Origin of the sequence: Actinomadura sp. 6N118 (assembly GCF_044326415.1) — a bacterium.
Taxonomy (GTDB): Bacteria; Actinomycetota; Actinomycetes; order Streptosporangiales; family Streptosporangiaceae; genus Spirillospora.
In genome coordinates this window covers 135,586-151,558 of sequence record NZ_JBIRAZ010000017.1, presented here as the reverse complement: position 1 = coordinate 151,558, position 15,973 = coordinate 135,586, and the positions used below count along the sequence as shown (strand labels likewise).

Below are 15,973 nucleotides of genomic sequence, written 5' to 3'. Positions count from 1 at the left end.
CTGCCGAGAATCGGTGAAGCTTGTCGTTGACGGGCCTCAGGCAGAGGTCGTCGGGCGTCAGGCTGGGGTGGGCACCAGTGACTCGACCCCGGCGGGGAGGCTCCCGGCCAGGGCGGCCTCGACCAGGAAGGTCTCCAGCGTCTCCTGGAACGCGCGGGCGGCGTGGGTGAGGTCCACGTCCTTGCGGTGGGCCAGCGCGATCGTCCGGAGCAATCCTGGCCCAGGCTGGCCACGGCGGACGGCGGCCTCGTCGGAGTGCTCGGTCAGGACGAGCGGCGTGCCCCGCAGTCCGGGCCGGCCCGCCAGCACCATGCTCGGCACGACGGCGATCCCCAGTCCCGCCTCCACGAACCGCAGCACCGCGTCCATCTCGCCGCCCTCGACGGCGAACCTCGGCTCGAAGCCGGCCGCGCGGCAGGCCCCGATGGTCGCTTCGCGCAGGTCGTACCCCGGGCGGAACATCACCAGCGGCCGGTTTCGCAAGTCCTCGATGCGGAGATACGGGCGGCGGGGCACTCCCGAACCTCCCGCCGGGGAGGCCACGACAAGGTGCTCGCGCAGGATCGGCCTGGTCTCCAGAGGCGCGTCCCCATGCAGGGGCAGGATCACGAGAGCGAGATCCAGCGAGCCGCGCGTCAGCTCACGGACCAGGTCACGCGAGCCGCCCTCCTCGACCAGCAGCTGTACGCCCGGATACGTGTCGTGGAAGCGCCGCAGCACATCGCCTAGGAGGCCCGCGCACAACGAAGGCGTCGCCCCTAGCCGGACACGTCCACGCCGTAGCCCCGCCAGCTCCTGGACCTCTAGCCGAGCCGTGTCGACGTCCGCAAGGATCCGCTTTGCCAGCGGCAGCAACGCCTCTCCTGCCGGAGTCAGCGTGATGTTGCCCCGGGCACGGCTGAACAGCGAGGCGCCGAGTTCGGTCTCCAGTGCCCTGATCTGCTTGGAGAGCGACGGTTGTGCGACGCGCAGCAGCTCGGCCGCCTGGGTGAAGTGCCGGACCTCCGCGACGGCGACGAAGTACGCGAGCTGCTGCAACTGCACGCTTTATAGCGTACGGCTATCGAAAACGGCGCTCCTATGCCGCCCTGTCCCTTAGCGCGCGTGGCGCCGGAGGGCCTGCAGGTCGTGCACGATCACCCGTCGCCGGCCGGTCTCGATCCAGCCGTGCCTGCGGAGGGTGCGGAGGGCCTTGCTGACCGCCTCGCGGGAGGCCCCGACCCACCCCGCCAGCTCCTCCTGCGACAGGTTGAGGGTGATCCGGACGCTCTCCCGCTCGTGGGGGACACCGAACCGTTCGGCCAGCTCGACCAGTCGCTGCGCCACCCGGCCTGTCGCGTCGAACATCCCGAACTCGACCCGCTTGCGGTCGGCGTCGCGCCACCGCTGGCACAACGTCCGCATGATGAGGATCGACACCCGGCCGTGCGCCTGCAGGAACGCCATGAACTCGTCGGCGGTCAGCGCCACGGCCCGCGCCGGCTCCAGGGTGGAGACCGTGGCGGAACGCGGCAGCCCGTCGATCGCCGCGACCTCGCCGAGGAGCGCGCCGGGGCCGCGCACCGCCAGCAGCGCCTCGCCGCCGTGCTCGCGATAGGAGTACGCCTTGACCCGGCCGGCCAGCAGGACGGCGACCCAGGTGGACCGCTCACCCTCGGTGAACAGCACGTCCCCACGGCCGAAATCGCGCACCCGGCCGCGCGTTTCCAGATCGGCGCGTTCCACCGCCGTGAGTTCCGCGAGGAACGAATCCGGCTCGAGGGGGGTCATGGTCTCACGCTAGAGCGATCCCGACGGCTCGTAATCCTCTGCGGAATCACGAATGCATCACGCGTTGTGTGTACTTCTCCCTATTCAGGCCGCGACCGCGGGTGAAGGATGACCCCGGCGCGTGCGGCCGCGGGGGCCGCTCGCGCCTATGACGTTCACGGGGAACGGCGGTACGGCGGGCGGCGGTGACGGGGGCACGCCGCCCGCCGACGTACCCGCCGTCCGTCCGACGTACCCGCCGCCCGCCGTCGTACCCGCCGTCCACCGAGCGCCGTCCGGTCAGGCCCCGCAGGTCAAGCGGATGGGGTGTCCTGGCCCTTCTTGACGATGCCGAGCTTGGAGCCGAGCCAGACCACGGGGTCGTAGCGGCGGCCGACGACACGTTCCTTCAGCGGGATCAGGGCGTTGTCGGTGATCTTGATGTGCTCGGGGCAGACCTCGGTGCAGCACTTGGTGATGTTGCAGAAGCCGAGGCCGTGGTCCTCCTGGGCGATCTCCCGCCGGTCGGCGGCGTCGGCCGGGTGCATCTCCAGCTCCGCGATCCGCATGAGGAAGCGCGGGCCCGCGAACTCGGGCTTGTTCTCCTCGTGGTCACGGATGACGTGGCAGACGTTGTTGCACAGGAAGCATTCGATGCACTTGCGGAACTCCTGCGAGCGCTCGACGTCCACCTGCTGCATCCGGAACTCGCCCGGCTTGGTGTCGCCCGGGTCGAACGAGGGGATCTGGCGTGCCTTCTCGTAGTTGAAGGACACGTCGGTCACCAGGTCGCGGATCACCGGGAACGTGCGCACCGGGGTGACCGTGATGGTCTCCTCCGGCTCGAACGTCGACATGCGGGTCATGCACAGCAGGCGCGGCATGCCGTTGATCTCGGCGGAGCAGGAGCCGCACTTGCCGGCCTTGCAGTTCCAGCGAACGGCGAGGTCCGGCGCCTGGGTGGCCTGGAGGCGGTGGATGATGTCGAGGACGACCTCGCCCTCGTTCACCTCGACGGTGTAGTCCTTGAGCTCGCCGTCGCCGTCGTCGCCGCGCCAGACCCGGAACTTGGCCTCGTAGCTCATTCGTTCTCCTCGGTCTCAATCGCGTCGCCGCCGGTGTCCTTGACCGTGCCGGGCAGCTCCTCGGCGGTGAGGTACTTCTTCAGCTCGTCGGTCTCGAAGAGGGTGATCAGGTCCTCGCGCATCGGCTCCATCGGCTGGCGCTTGAGCTCCACGCGCGGGCTATCGGGATCGCCGGTGACGCGGCAGACGAGGTTGACCTTCCGCCAGTCCGCCGACATGCCCGGGTGGTCGTCGCGGGTGTGCCCGCCGCGCGACTCCGTCCGTTCCAGCGCGGCCTTGGCGATCGCCTCGGAGACCAGCAACATGTTGCGCAGGTCGAGGGCGAGGTGCCAGCCGGGGTGGTAGCCGCGGCCGTCGTTGACGGCGACCGGCTCCACGCTGACGTTGGCCACGCGTTCACGGAGCTTGTCGAGGGACTCGAGCGCCTGCTCCAGTTCCCCCTCCTTGCGGATGATCCCGACCAGCTCGTTCATGGTCTGCTGGAGCTCGGCGTGCACGGCGTAGGGGTTTTCGCCGCCCTTGCGCTCGAACGGGGCGAGGGCCTCGGTGGTCGCCGACGCGACCTCGGCCTCGGGAACGGCGGGGCGCCCCTCGCCGAGCGAGTCCACGTACTCCGCGGCGCCGAGCCCGGCGCGGCGGCCGAAGACCAGCAGGTCGGTGAGCGAGTTGCCGCCGAGGCGGTTGGAGCCGTGCATGCCGCCGGAGCACTCACCCGCGGCGAAGAGGCCCGGGACGAGCGCGGCGCCGGTGTCGGGGTCGACCTCGACTCCGCCCATCACGTAGTGGCAGGTCGGGCCGACCTCCATCGCCTCCTGCGTGATGTCGACGTCGGCCAGCTCCTTGAACTGGTGGTGCATCGCGGGCAGCCGGCGCCTGATCTCCTCCGCGCCGCCCGGCATGCGCCCGACGACGGTCAGGAAGACGCCGCCGTGCGGCGATCCGCGACCCTCCTTGACCTCGGAGTTGATGGCGCGGGCGACCTCGTCGCGCGGCAACAGCTCCGGCGGGCGCCGGTTGTTCTCCGGGTCGTCGTACCAGCGGTCGGCCTCGTCCGGGGTGGTGGCGTACTTGTCCTTGAACACCTCGGGGATGTATTCGAACATGAACCGCTTGTCGTCGGAGTTCTTGAGGATGCCGCGGTCACCGCGTACCGACTCGGTGACCAGGATGCCCTTCACCGACGGCGGCCAGACCATGCCGGTCGGGTGGAACTGCACGAACTCCATGTTGAGCAGCGTGCCGCCGGCGAGCAGCGCGAGCGCGTGGCCGTCCCCGGTGTACTCCCAGGAGTTGGACGTGACCTTGAACGCCTTGCCGATGCCGCCGGTGGCCAGCACGACCGCCGGGGCCTCGAAGACCACGAACTTGCCGGTCTCGCGGACGTAGGCGAACACGCCGGCGATCCGGTCGCCGTCGAGGAGGAGGCGGGTGACCGTCGTCTCGGCCCACACCTTGAGGCGGGCGTCGTAGTCGCCGAACTCCTTGTGGTCCTCCTGCTGGAGGGCGACGATCTTCTGCTGGGCGGTGCGGATCAGCTCCAGGCCGGTCCGGTCGCCGACGTGCGCCAGCCGCGGGTACTCGTGCCCGCCGAAGTTGCGCTGGCTGATCTTGCCGTCCTTCGTACGGTCGAACAGCGCGCCCCAGTGCTCGAGCTCCCAGACCCGGTCGGGGGCCTCCTTGGCATGGAGCTCGGCCATGCGCCAGTTGTTGAGGAACTTGCCCCCGCGCATGGTGTCGCGGAAGTGGACCTGCCAGTTGTCGTTGGGGTTGGCGTTCCCCATCGCCGCGGCGGCGCCGCCCTCGGCCATCACGGTGTGGGCCTTGCCGAACAGCGACTTGGAGATGATCGCCGTCTTCTTGCCCTGGAGGCGGGCCTCGATGGCGGCGCGCAGCCCGGCGCCGCCCGCGCCGATGACGACGACGTCGTACGAGTGCCTCTCGATCTCAGTCATCAGCCGGCTTCCTTAGTTGAAGATTCGCAGGTCGGAGATCGTCTCGCTGGCCACCAAGGCGACATAGAGGTCGGCGACGACCAGCGAGCCGAGCGTGATCAACGCGTACCGGCCGTGCTGCTGGTTGAGCTTGGAGACCTGGCCCCACATCCAGTATCGGACGGGGTGCTTGGAGAAGTTCTTCAGCCGCCCTCCGACGACGTGGCGGCAGGAGTGGCAGGACAGTGTGTAGATCCACAGCAGGATGACGTTCGCCCACAGGATGATCGTGCCGAGGCCGATGCCGAAGCCGCCGTCCTTGCCGTGGAACGCCAGGATCGCGTCATAGGTGTTGATGAGCGAGATGGCGAACGCGGCGATCCAGAAGTAGCGGTGCAGGTTCTGGCCGATCAGCGGGAAACGGCGTTCGCCGCTGTACTTCTTGTGCGGCTCGGCCACCCCGCACGCGGGCGGCGAGGCCCAGTACGAGCGGTAGTAGGCCTTGCGGTAGTAGTAGCACGTCAGCCGGAACAGCAGCAGGAACGGCAGCGACAGAGCCGCGAACGGGATCCAGCCCCTGGTCGCGGCCGGCAGGAACGTGCCGAACTCCGCCGCGTCCCCGGTGTGGCCGTTGACCGTGACGTTGTTACAGATCTCGTTCACACACGGCGAGTAGAACGGCGTGAGGTAGTGATACTCCGGGACGTAGAAGGCGGCCCCCCAGAACGCCCGGATGGTCGCGTACACAACCCACGCAGTGAAGATCACAACTGTGGTGATCGGATAGATGCGCCAGTTGTCCTTGCGGAGCGTACGTTCCTTGATCTGGGCGCGCTCCTTGCCGGGCGCCTCCACAGTGCTCATCGATCGCTCTCCTGAGCTCGGGTCATCGGGTCCCCGTACCACGGTCGGGCGCACGCATGCCGCCATGCCGCTGCATGCCGCCGATCGTCACCTGACAACTCCGCCACGGCCGGGGAAGCCGATCCGGTCGCCCGGTCGCGGCCGTCGCGGCCGTCGCGCTCCGGCCGCGGCAAGCTGGTGAGACAGGCGTCGAAGCAGACGGTGACGCCTCGTGTGCGCTTCTAGCGAAGCGACCCTACGCCACCAGCCTGGCACTGTGACATACATAACAGCCAGGCCCTCATGTGACCCTGACCACAGAGTTTGGACGGTCCCATCGTCCGAGTCATGGCTACGCAGCGGTTATGGCCGTGCGGAATCGAGACGAGCACGATATGGCATGGCGAAAGCAGGTCCAGGCGCAGATAAGGGCACCCTAACTACCGCCCCTCTGCCGATCATCGCCATCACGGCCGTCGCTTCGCAGGTGCAACGGGACGGATCGGTCCAAATTTTCCGCCGGACATGTCAACACATCGGGTGGTTCGCGCATCCAACATCAGAGGCCCCGCCACGCCGACCTGCCGCCGCTAGGCGCCACATAGCGCTGCATAAACTGGCAAACCCCGCCTACCACTGCAAACTTCGCCCCGTGGGGCCTGCCCGAGACGGAACCGGATGAGCGACAAAGACCCCCGCAGCGAAGACCTCACGGGGGACACCGCCGCCCACAGCGCACCCGTGGAGACCGCTCCCGAGCGACCCGGCCGCAAGCCGTGGACCCGCAAGCAGAAGATCCTGCGCGGCACGGCGATCGGCGCCGCGGTCGTGGTCCTGGCCGCCGGAGCGGGCGCGGCAGGGCTCTACTACGACCTCAAGGGCGACATCGACCAGAAGAGCGTCAAGGACCAGCTCGGCACGAACCGCCCCCAGAAGCTCAACAAGTCCCTCAACATCCTGCTGCTCGGCTCCGACACGCGGGAGGGCGACAACTCCCGCTACGGGGCGGGGATGCTCGGCGCCCGCTCGGACACCGCCGTCCTGCTTCACCTCTCGCCGAACCGGGACCAGGCCATGGGGATCAGCTTCCCCCGCGACTCGATGGTGAAGATCCCCGACTGCAAGAAGGAGAAGGGCGGCACGGTCCCGGCGCAGTTCGGGATGCTGAACGCCGCGTTCGCCTTCGCGGGCCCGACGTGCACCTGGAAGACCCTTGAATCGCTGACCGGCATCCACATCGACCACTTCGTCCAGGTGGACTTCTCCGGCTTCAAGCGCATGGTGGACGCACTCGACGGCGTGGAGATCTGCGTCGACAAGCCGGTGAACGACCCGCGCGCGGAGCTCTCCCTCAAGGCCGGAAAGCAGACCGTCAAGGGCGAGCAGGCCCTCGGCTACGTCCGCGCCCGGTACTCGCTGGGCGACGGGGGTGACCTGGGCCGCATCGAACGCCAGCAGAAGTTCATGGCGTCGGTCGTCGACAAGGCCACCAGCAGCGAGGTGCTCACCGACCCCGCCAAGACCTACAAGTTCCTCAAGGCCGTGACCAAGTCGGTGACCACCGACGACGAGCTCGACCTGTCCACGATGAGGAAGCTCGCTGAGGGCCTGAAGGGCATGAGTGCCGGGCAGGTGAGGTTCGTCACCGTTCCGGTGAAGGACTATGCCCCGGACCCCAACCGCGTTCAGTGGGACATGGACCTCGCCAAGCCCATGTTCGAGGCGATCCGGCATGACAACGATCTGCCCGCCGCTCCGCCGCAGAAGTCCGCCAAGCCCGAGCAGGCCGTCGCTCCGGGCAAGGTCAAGGTGACGGTCGTCGACGCGGGCGGCAAGCGGGAGCTCATCGACCGCATCGTCAAGCAGCTCGGCAAGCGCGGCTTCGACGTCGTCAAGAAGGTCGAGAAGGGCTCCAAGAGCGCCACCAGCCACATCGCTTACGCGCCCGCCGCTGAGGGCCAGGCCACGGCGCTGGCCCGCGTGGTGCCCAACGCGGAGCTGACCGCCGACGGCAAGGCCCCGGCGGGGGGCGTACGGCTCGTCATCGGCGAGCAGGGAGTCCGTCTGGCCCCCGACCCGGCCGCCCTCAACAAGATCCAGGGCGGCGTGAAGCCCGGTCAGAACCTCTGCAAGTAGTCCCGCTGGTCCCGCTGGTCCCGCGACGACGGTCAGCGCGAGAGGGCCTCGCAGCTGGTTTCGTCGGGGAGCAGGGGCCGTGCCGTGACACCGTACTGGCGCCCTTGGCTGACCCAGTGGGTGTTGGGTGAGGCGGACTCGAAGAGCTGGGCGACAGTCGCGGCCTCGGCGTTTGTGTGAAGGGTGCAGCCGCCGGACGACAGGGGCTGCAGCGGCCAGGGGCGGATCGGCGGGCTGGAGTCCGTGTTCTTCGTGGACACCTCGCGTGGCAGGAGGGCGACGCGGGTGGGCTCGTACGGGCGGGAAGGGCCTACCAGATCACTGCGGGGTGGCTCGCCCTTGGTCTTGCCGACGGCCAGGCGTTCCAGGAGCTGGTTGATCAACCAGACCCGCAGGCCGTCGGCTCCAGTGTGCAGAGTCGTCACGTGGTGCCGGCCCTTGGCCAGGAGCGTGATCTTTGTCAGGCCGCCGTCGAGGATCTGCACGTCGCTCTTGATGGCGCGGGCGTCGGCGAGACCGGCCAGCCGGGCGTCGCGATAGATCTCGCGGTAGGCCCGATCGGTGACGCGCATGTCCCTGACCAGCTCGCGCGCGGGAGCCTGGTCCAGGTCGAGTGACGTGATGATGAGCCGGCCGTCGCCGTACAGGGACAGGTCCGGGACCGGGCGTGCGTTCACGGGACCCATGCCTCCCACGAACTGCACACGCAGCACGAGCGAGTCAGGGTCGCGAGGCGGGTCGGGTGCCCACCACAGGCGTAGGTGGCCGAGCGCGAGGACCCCCGCCGCCATGAAGACGGCGAGGGCCCCGGCGATGATGGTTCGCCGCGTCCGCATTGACACGCGGCTTGGACGAGGTTTGGCGGGTGCTGGTTCCCTAACAGGTGAAATCGATGTCGAAGAAGCTTCGGTAGTGGTTGGCCGTGTAGTACATGCCGTTGTGGCCCTCGCTGCCGGACGTGACGATCCGGCGGGCGCCGCGCGTCTCCGAGCCGGGGGTCTTCACGGTGTACTCGCGGTAGAAGCCGCGCGGCTTCTGGGGCAGCAGGCCTTCGCGGTTCTGGAAGACCGTGCCGTCCTTCGGGTAGGGGTACGGACCGCCCTTGTCGATCAGGCGGATGGTGTCGCCGGCTTCCTTCGGGAGCCGCGATTCGCAGATCGGCTCGATCGCGGCGGCGGATGCCGGGGCGAGGGCGGCGGCAGAGAGCCTGCCGGCGGACGCCGCCTCCACGGCGGTGGCGGGGAGCCCGGAGGCAGACGCCGTTTCCACCACCGTGCCGGAGAGCCCGGCGGCGAGCCCTGCGGCGAGCAGGGGGACGAGGAGCCTTGAGCGGACAGGTTTGCGTGGGCGGGGGGTGACCATGTGTCGATCCTGTGCCGCCGGACCGCCCTCAGGTCAAGACAGGCCGGAACAATTCAGCAGATATTGATGATCTTGCTACCTGGATTTCGGCACGGTCGGCGCGGTCCACACGGTCGGAACGGTCCGCGCGGTCGGAACGTCGGCGCGGTCAGCGGACGCGGCGGCGGCCGACGATGAGGAGCACCTCGCGGAGGGCGTCGGCGGCCTGCCGCATCGTCTCCTCGGGGACACCCGCCATCACCTCCCGGTGAGCTCGGCCGGTGACCTTGAGGCCCGCCTCAGCCGCGCTCAGGCCCTCAGGGGTCAGCCGCACCCATCGACTGCGGGCGTCGTCGGGGTCCGCGTCACGTTCGACGTAGCCCTCCTTGGTGAGCCGCTGCAGCACGTTGCTCGTGCCTCCCGACGTCAGGAAGAGCGCGCGGGTCAGTTCGGTGGGCTTGAGGCGGTACGGGTCGCCCGCGCGGCGCAGCGCGACGAGCACGTCGAACTCGGCGTAGGTCAGGCGGAGCTCGGCCAGTTCGGCGCGCATCGCCTGTTCGAGCAGGTTGCTGAGCCATGCCGCCCGTTTGGTGAGTTCGAGGTTGGCGATCGCCGCAGACGACAGCCCGTCCTCTTTCCACTTGGGCACCAGCGCGTCGACGACGTCCTTGTTCTCGGCTTCCTGCACGTCCCCGAGGATACTCGGCAGATAGGTTGCTTTTTAGAAAGCTTCTTCTTAAGGTTTTCACTATGACATCCATCCTCCTCAAGGGCGGCGTCGTCATCGACACCGACCCGTCCCCCACCGTTCTCGGCGTCTCCGATGTCCTCATCGAGGACGGGCTGATCGCCGCCGTGGCCCCGGACCTGCCCGGCGAGGCCGGCACCGAGGTGATCGACGCGAGCGGCACGTACGTACTGCCGGGGTTCATCGACACCCACCGTCACACCTGGCAGGCCGGACTCCGCGCGATCCTGCCGGACAGCACCCTTCCGGTGTATCTGGAGCGGATCCTCTACGGCATCGCCCCGCGCTACGAGGCGCGCGACGTCTACGCGGGCGTGCTCGGCGGCGCCCTCGAATGCCTGGACACCGGGATCACGACGCTGCTCGACTGGTCGCACATCCAGCTCACGCCTGCGCACACCGACGCCAACATCGAGGCGCTCAAGGCGTCCGGCATCCGCTCGGTCTTCGGTTACGCATACGGAGGGGGGCGCGACCTCGACGCGATGGCCGCCGAGACCCGCCGTGTCCTCCGCGAGCACTTCGCCGGCGACCCGCGTTCCATGGCGCTCGCCGCGTTCGGCCCGGAGATCAGCGCCGAACGAGGCGTCGCCGAGTGGCGGCTCGCCCGCGAACTCGATCTGCCGGTCACCGCGCACATGGGCGGCCACGGCACCGAAAGCGCCGAGCAGGGCCTGGCCCTGCTCGAAGGCGAGGGGCTCCTCAGCCACACGGCGACCTACGTCCACGCCAACTTCTACACCGACGACGCGTTCAAACGGATCGCGGCGAACGGCGGCAGCGTCTCGATCACCCCGACCAGCGAGACGATGCTGAACATCGGCTACCCGCCCACCGGCCGCGCCCGCGCCGCGGGACTCCCCACCTCGCTGAGCGGGGACACGGTGACGACCGGGCCCGGCGACATGTTCAGCCTGATGCGCGCCGCGTACATGTTCGAACGCGTCCGGCCGGACGAGGCGGGCATGGGCTTCACGACACGGGACGTGCTGCGCATGGCGACCATCGAGGGCGCCGAGGCGCTGGGCCTGGCCGACATCACCGGCTCGCTCCGCCCGGGCAAGCAGGCCGACCTCATCATGCTCCGGACCGACACCCTCGGGATGGCCTCGGCACACGACCCGATCGCGGCCGTGGTCCTGTCCGCCGACACCAGCAGCGTCGACACGGTGCTGGTCGGCGGCCGGGTCGTCAAGCGCGCCGGCCGCCTCGTCCATCACGACGTTCCCGCCGTGCTGGCCGGCATCGCCGAGTCCGCCGCCCGCGTGAACCAATAGCCGTGAACCGATAGCCGTGGGCCGAACGGCGGTTGGCCAATAGCCGTGGGCCGATAACTCGGAGGTGACGGAGGGCGGCCGCGTGGCATGCTGGCGACGTGGACGACCTGGACGACAATCAACCAGCCGTACAGTTCGAGATCTCCGAAGAGCTGATGCCGTTCCTCCCCGCGTCGCGGCGGCGCGCACGGCAGCGGATCGCCTACGACGGAACGTCGACGATCGGTCACCTCGTCGAGGCACTCGGCGTTCCGTTGCCCGAAGCCGGGCCCATCACGATCGGCGGCACCGCTGCCGAGCCGTCGCACCGGCCTGCCGCGGGCGACGTGGTGCAGGTGGCGCCCATGCCCAGGCCGCAGCCGGTGCCGCTGGAGCCGGGACAGCACGCGCCGCGTTTCCTCCTCGACGTGCACCTGGGCACGCTGGCCCGCCGGCTGCGGCTGCTCGGCCTGGACACCGCGTACCACAACGACATGGACGACCCCGCGCTGGTCGTTCAGGCGAACGAGGAGCGGCGCGTCCTGCTGACCCAGGACCGCGGGCTGCTGCGGCGCCGTGCGTTGTGGCTCGGCGCGTACGTGCGCGGGTCGCGGCCGGACGACCAGCTCGGCGACGTGCTCGACCGGTTCGCACCCGCGCTGCGGCCCTGGACGCGCTGCACCGCCTGCAACGGCGTGCTCGTCACCGTCGGCAAGGCGGAGATCGAAGCCCAGGTCCAGGCGGGCACGCTGCGCAGCTACGACGTGTACGGGCGCTGCGCCGACTGCGGCCAGGTCTACTGGCGCGGCGCGCACGGCGGCCATCTGGAGCAGATCGTCGAGCGGGCCACCCAGGCCGTCGCGGCGTCCGGGGCCTGAATTGGCTCACACTTCACTCCTTCCACTCCATCCCGTCCGAGGAAGAGAGGGATGATTGGCCGGAGAGGTGATGACCATCAATGTTGTCGTAGGTGCCGCGATCATCCGGGACGGCCGCCTGCTCGCCGCCCAGCGGGCCGAACCCGCCGAGCTGGCGGGTGGCTGGGAGTTCCCCGGCGGCAAGGTCGACCCGGGTGAATCCGATGAGGACGCGCTGGTCCGGGAGTGCCACGAGGAGCTGGACGTCAAGGTCGCGCTGGGTGGGCGCATCGGCGGCGACTGGCCGCTCGGTGCGGAGAGCGTCTTGAGGGTCTGGACGGCCGATCTCGTGGAGGGCGAGCCGCAAGCGCTGGAGCATCTCGCGCTGCGCTGGCTGAGCCGCAACGAGCTCTACGAGGTCGAGTGGCTGCCCGGCGACCTCCCCGTAGTCGAGGCCATCGCTTCTTACCTGCGCTGATCTAACGCTTCTTACCTGCGCTGATCTAACGCCACAAGCGGCCGCAGAGTCCTCACTCCGCGGCCGCTCTCACGTTCAGACATCACGACTGGAACTGCTGCGGGTCAGGAGATGCGGTTGGCTCCGGCGTAGTCGGAACGCTCGGAGAGCTTGGAGATTTTGACTACGTCGCCTGTCTGCGGGGCGTGGAGGTAGTGGCCGCTGCCTACATAGATGCCCATGTGGTGGAGACCGCTGCCGAAGTAGACCAGGTCCCCGGCGCGCAGGTCGCCCTTGTCGACCTTGCTGCCGAGCTGGAAGAGGTCGCCGGTGTAGTGCGGAAGACCGGACTTGCCGACCTTCGCATACGCCCAGACGACCAGGCCTGAGCAGTCGAAGCTGTTCGGGCCCGCAGCCGCCCACACGTACGGGCTGCCAAGCTTGGTGACGGCCTTGCGGGTCATCTTGGAGGGCAGGTCGTTGCCCTTGATGACGGCGGTGAAGCCGGACTTGGGGTCCTTGACCTTGGTGGTCGTCAGCTTGTCGAGCTGCTTGGTGACCTCGCCCACCTTGGCCTTGGCGGCCGACCTGGCCTTCTCGGCCTGGGTGGCGGCTTGCTGGGCGGCCGTGTTCTTGGCCTGAGCGTCCTGCTGGGCCTTGGTGGCCTGGTCGATCCGCGCCTGCAGCGCGTTCACGACGGAGGCCTGGTTCTGGACCAGATACGCCGAGCTCGCCAGCCCTTCGGTGGTGTTGCCGGAGGCGGCCATCAAGTCGGGGCCGCCGGTCATGTAGTTGCTGGCGGCGAGGCGGGTGAGCTGGTCGCGGGCGGGGGCGGCCTGGGCCGTCAGGACGGCGGCCTGCCGGGTGACGTCGCGCAGGGCGTTCTTGGCCTTGCCGAGCTCGACCCGAGCCTTGTTGTACTGCTCGGTCAGCTTCTCGGCCTCGGTGTTGAGGGCGTCGAGCTGCTTGCGCAGCTCGCGTTCGGTGGGCTTCCCGGTCGTGCCGGGGGTGGGAGCGACGGCGGCGGTGCGTCCAAGGGTGGACGGCGCGGCCTGTGCGGGGGCGATGGTGGCGCCGATCGCGATCACCGCGGCCGCGGAGGCCGTGGCGGCGATGGGCACGACGAAACGGCGCCGCTGGGGGTCCGGTGCCAAGCCGGTGTTCTCCTCTCCTCGTCCGCCTACCGGGTTAGCTGACGGGCTCGGGCCAGGAGTCGCCCTACCGCGTCACGTGAACGCGGATTCGCCCCGGGGGGATGTGGGTCCCCGGCTCCCCCACGTGGGGGGACTCGGCGGTCCGGCCGCCGCCCTCGACAGGGCGTCGAGCAGCCGGATCCGCAGGAGCGTACAAAGAAATGGCAAAGTACGCCAAACGGGACAACTGTGGTGAGTGGGGCAGCAGCGAGACTTTCGCCACATCTTCCGTGGTCAGGGATGGTCACTCTCCGCTCACCTCGCACGCGTCGTTCGGGTGAACGACGTACAGCCACCTGGCGAAGAACGCGATGGCGACCGCAGCGGCCACGCCGGGCAAATGTCACAAAGGGCGCCAATCAGGGCGTAAGATACGTCGGTTGTGCGGCGACCGGCCGGTACTGGTTGGCGCGGCAAGTAGAATCGGTATGGCCGCACGTCTGCGGCGACCTCCACTCCTTCACCCAAGCGAGTTCGCATGCCCTTCTCCACGCGCGATGACCTGCGTAACGTCGCGATCGTCGCCCATGTCGACCACGGCAAGACCACCCTGGTCGACGCCATGCTCTGGCAGTCCGGCGCCTTCCGCGAAAACCAGGCCGTCGATGACCGCGTCATGGACTCCAACGACCTGGAGCGTGAGAAGGGCATCACCATCCTCGCCAAGAACACCGCGGTCCGGCACAACGGGATGACGATCAACATCATCGACACCCCAGGCCACGCGGACTTCGGCGGCGAGGTCGAGCGCGGCCTGTCCATGGTCGACGGCGTCGTCCTGCTGGTGGACGCCAGCGAGGGTCCCCTCCCCCAGACCCGGTTCGTGCTGCGCAAGGCCCTGGAGGCCAAGCTGCCGGTCATCCTGGTCGTCAACAAGACCGACCGGCCCGACGCGCGCATCGACGAGGTCGTGGACGAGACGTACGAGCTGTTCATCGACCTCGACGCCGAAGAGGAGCAGATCGAGTTCCCGATCGTCTTCGCCTCCGGCCGCGCCGGGCGCGCCTCGCTCAACAAGCCCGGCAACGGCGAGCTGCCCGACAGCGAGGACCTGGAGCCGCTGTTCGAGGTCATCACGAACACGATCCCGGCGCCCTCGTTCGACCCGGACGCCCCGCTCCAGGCGCACGTCACCAACCTCGACGCCTCCAGCTACCTCGGCCGGATCGCGCTCTGCCGCATGTACGCGGGCACGATCAAGAAGGGCCAGCAGGTCGCCTGGTGCCGCCATGACGGCAGCATCGAGCGGGTCAAGATCACCGAGCTGCTGATGACGGACGCGCTGGAGCGCAAGCCCGCCGACGAGGCCGGCCCCGGCGACATCATCGCGATCGCCGGCATTCCGGAGATCATGATCGGCGACACCATCGCCGACCCCGACGACCCGCGCCCGCTGCCGCTGATCACGGTGGACGAGCCCGCCATCTCCATGACCATCGGCATCAACACCAGCCCGATGGCCGGCCGGGAGAAGGGCACCAAGGTCACCGCCCGCATGGTCAAGGACCGCATCGAGCGCGAACTGGTCGGCAACGTCTCCATCCGCGTCCTCGCGACCGAGCGTCCCGACACCTGGGAGGTCCAGGGCCGCGGCGAGCTCGCGCTGGCCATCCTCGTCGAGAACATGCGCCGCGAGTCCTACGAGCTCACCGTCGGCAAGCCCCAGGTGGTCGCCAAGGAGATCGACGGCAAGAAGCACGAGCCGGTCGAGCGGCTCACCATCGACGTCCCCGAGGAGCACCTGGGCGCAGTCACCCAGCTCATGGCGGTCCGCAAGGGCCGCATGGAGCACATGATCAACCACGGCACCGGCTGGATCCGGCTGGAGTTCCTGGTCCCGGCGCGCGCCCTGATCGGTTTCCGTACCGAGTTCATGACCGAGACCCGCGGCACCGGCATGGCGCACCACGTGTTCGAGTCGTACGAGCCCTGGTTCGGCGAGCTGCGCACCCGCCCGTCAGGCTCCCTCGTGGCCGACCGCACCGGCCCCGCGACCGCGTACGCCATCACCAACCTGCAGGAGCGCGGCACCTTCTTCGTGGGCCCGACCACCGAGGTGTACCAAGGCATGATCGTCGGCGAGAACTCGCGTTCCGACGACATGGACGTCAACATCACCAAGGAGAAGAAGCTCACCAACATGCGTTCGTCCACCGGTGACGAACTCGAACGGCTCACCCCGCCGAAGATCCTCTCCCTCGAAGAGGCCCTCGAGTTCTGCCGCGAGGACGAATGCGTCGAGGTCACCCCGGGCGCCGTCCGGCTGCGCAAGGTCGTCCTGGACGCCAAGGACCGCGAGCGCACCCGCGCCCGTGCCAAGCGGTCCAGCTGACCGCATACTCTTAGGCACACCCTCCAGGGGTGTTTCGAAGCCCCG

14 protein-coding genes and 1 riboswitch are annotated in these 15,973 nt (G+C 68.9%); of the genes, 5 read left to right on the top strand and 9 right to left on the bottom strand.

Annotated elements, in window-relative coordinates; all coding sequences use genetic code 11:
* Positions 1-57: 57 nt before the first annotated feature.
* The 5 genes from ACH34W_RS36965 to ACH34W_RS36945 form a co-directional block, all read right to left on the bottom strand.
* A complete protein-coding gene (locus ACH34W_RS36965; protein WP_395965818.1) occupies positions 58-1,044 on the bottom strand; it encodes a LysR family transcriptional regulator in 987 nt (328 codons plus the stop codon).
* 51 nt (positions 1,045-1,095) lie between these two features.
* Complete coding sequence (locus tag ACH34W_RS36960; RefSeq protein WP_395965817.1) at positions 1,096-1,770, bottom strand: Crp/Fnr family transcriptional regulator; 675 nt, start codon at positions 1,768-1,770, stop codon at positions 1,096-1,098.
* Positions 1,771-2,063: 293 nt separating this feature from the next.
* Positions 2,064-2,834: a succinate dehydrogenase/fumarate reductase iron-sulfur subunit gene (locus tag ACH34W_RS36955; protein WP_395965816.1), complete on the bottom strand. Its 771-nt coding sequence runs from the start codon at positions 2,832-2,834 to the stop codon at positions 2,064-2,066.
* A complete protein-coding gene (locus ACH34W_RS36950; RefSeq protein WP_395965815.1) occupies positions 2,831-4,786 on the bottom strand; it encodes a fumarate reductase/succinate dehydrogenase flavoprotein subunit in 1,956 nt (651 codons plus the stop codon). The genes ACH34W_RS36955 and ACH34W_RS36950 overlap by 4 nt, the downstream gene beginning before the upstream one ends.
* A gap of 12 nt (positions 4,787-4,798) precedes the next feature.
* Complete coding sequence (locus ACH34W_RS36945; protein ID WP_395965814.1) at positions 4,799-5,629, bottom strand: hypothetical protein; 831 nt, start codon at positions 5,627-5,629, stop codon at positions 4,799-4,801.
* A 657-nt stretch (positions 5,630-6,286) separates the two neighbouring features.
* Between ACH34W_RS36945 and ACH34W_RS36940 the strand changes: the two genes are divergently transcribed.
* A complete protein-coding gene (locus tag ACH34W_RS36940) occupies positions 6,287-7,744 on the top strand; it encodes an LCP family protein (protein WP_395965813.1) in 1,458 nt (485 codons plus the stop codon).
* 32 nt (positions 7,745-7,776) lie between these two features.
* Here ACH34W_RS36940 and ACH34W_RS36935 read toward each other — a convergent pair whose 3' ends face one another.
* The 3 genes from ACH34W_RS36935 to ACH34W_RS36925 all read right to left on the bottom strand — a co-directional run bounded on the left by ACH34W_RS36935 (position 7,777) and on the right by ACH34W_RS36925 (position 9,773).
* On the bottom strand, positions 7,777-8,580 hold the full coding sequence (locus ACH34W_RS36935) for a hypothetical protein (protein WP_395965812.1): 804 nt from the start codon (positions 8,578-8,580) through the stop codon (positions 7,777-7,779).
* Positions 8,581-8,620: 40 nt separating this feature from the next.
* Positions 8,621-9,106 carry a ribonuclease domain-containing protein gene (locus tag ACH34W_RS36930; RefSeq protein ID WP_395965811.1) on the bottom strand — a complete coding sequence of 162 codons (486 nt, stop codon included), beginning with the start codon at positions 9,104-9,106 and terminating at the stop codon, positions 8,621-8,623.
* A 148-nt stretch (positions 9,107-9,254) separates the two neighbouring features.
* Complete coding sequence (locus ACH34W_RS36925; RefSeq protein ID WP_395965810.1) at positions 9,255-9,773, bottom strand: MarR family winged helix-turn-helix transcriptional regulator; 519 nt, start codon at positions 9,771-9,773, stop codon at positions 9,255-9,257.
* 62 nt (positions 9,774-9,835) lie between these two features.
* Between ACH34W_RS36925 and ACH34W_RS36920 the strand changes: the two genes are divergently transcribed.
* The 3 genes from ACH34W_RS36920 (at position 9,836) to ACH34W_RS36910 (ending at position 12,424) form a co-directional block, all read left to right on the top strand.
* Complete coding sequence (locus ACH34W_RS36920; RefSeq protein ID WP_395965809.1) at positions 9,836-11,110, top strand: amidohydrolase family protein; 1,275 nt, start codon at positions 9,836-9,838, stop codon at positions 11,108-11,110.
* A gap of 107 nt (positions 11,111-11,217) precedes the next feature.
* Positions 11,218-11,967: a Mut7-C RNAse domain-containing protein gene (locus tag ACH34W_RS36915; RefSeq protein WP_395965897.1), complete on the top strand. Its 750-nt coding sequence runs from the start codon at positions 11,218-11,220 to the stop codon at positions 11,965-11,967.
* A 70-nt stretch (positions 11,968-12,037) separates the two neighbouring features.
* Positions 12,038-12,424, top strand: coding sequence for a (deoxy)nucleoside triphosphate pyrophosphohydrolase (locus ACH34W_RS36910; RefSeq protein ID WP_395965808.1), 387 nt, complete (start codon positions 12,038-12,040; stop codon positions 12,422-12,424).
* A gap of 104 nt (positions 12,425-12,528) precedes the next feature.
* Here the strand turns inward: ACH34W_RS36910 and ACH34W_RS36905 are convergent, their stop codons facing one another.
* Positions 12,529-13,557 (bottom strand): NlpC/P60 family protein, encoded by a 1,029-nt coding sequence (locus ACH34W_RS36905; RefSeq protein WP_395965807.1) that lies wholly within the window; start codon positions 13,555-13,557, stop codon positions 12,529-12,531.
* Positions 13,558-13,564: 7 nt separating this feature from the next.
* Positions 13,565-13,707, bottom strand: a riboswitch (cyclic di-AMP (ydaO/yuaA leader).
* A 367-nt stretch (positions 13,708-14,074) separates the two neighbouring features.
* On the opposite strand from ACH34W_RS36905, the gene typA reads away from it, so the two are divergent.
* The gene (gene typA / locus ACH34W_RS36900) at positions 14,075-15,928 is read left to right on the top strand and encodes a translational GTPase TypA (RefSeq protein WP_395965806.1); all 1,854 of its coding nucleotides are present in this window, start codon (positions 14,075-14,077) and stop codon (positions 15,926-15,928) included.
* The last annotated feature ends 45 nt before the right edge of the window (positions 15,929-15,973 follow it).